The sequence below is a fragment of the Bartonella sp. TS82HLJMH genome, from assembly GCF_042193495.1.
Classification (GTDB): Bacteria; Pseudomonadota; Alphaproteobacteria; order Rhizobiales; family Rhizobiaceae; genus Bartonella; species Bartonella grahamii.
Genome location: NZ_JBHILU010000098.1, coordinates 1 through 638, shown reverse-complemented (window position 1 = coordinate 638; position 638 = coordinate 1). Strand labels below are relative to the sequence as shown.

Annotated in this window: 1 protein-coding gene; it reads right to left on the bottom strand. The window is 42.5% G+C overall.

What is annotated here, in order from left to right:
- The coding region (locus tag ACFIKO_RS09455) for an AAA family ATPase (protein ID WP_375673924.1) at window positions 1–638 on the bottom strand (638 nt) is incomplete at both ends.

Below are 638 nucleotides of genomic sequence, written 5' to 3'. Positions count from 1 at the left end.
AATTTCTGAGGCGCCTTTAATATCTTCTGTTCCAGGGATATCTTTATCGAGACCACCTTTGCGGGCATGGGCAACAAGGTGAATATGCACACTGTTTAAAATAGCCCAATCCACTATTTTATAAACCGCTTGTTCTTGCCCTGTATAATCATCGGAGGCAATGCCTAACCGCATGAGACTGTCGATAATAAATTGATCGCAACCATAGCGTGCACGGCAATAGTCAAAGACACTAAGCAAGGTGTCTACACTTGATTTGCCAACATGTTCATAAAGAATAAGTCCATCGTCTAAAAAATGCAAAATGCGCTCAATTGTCTCTTTTGTAGGCTTTTCTAAGCCGCCCGTTTGTTTGGTTAAACGTCGGAGGGATTGTTCTCCTTTCATTTCTAGAGATGCTAAACAAAGGCGGCTATTTTGCGCAATCCAATGGGGAATACAGTCGGATAACAATTGACTTTTACCTGCACCACTAGCACCACTCCAAAGCGTTAACTCTGCGGGGCGAAAATGTAATTTATCCTTGAGTTTAGGATAGGGAACCGTATATCCAAGATGTTTTTTAGGTTCTGGCCAAAAAAGCTCAATCACTTGATCTTTATAATCTGAGGCGTGCCGTAAGCCTTCGGGTGCAAAGC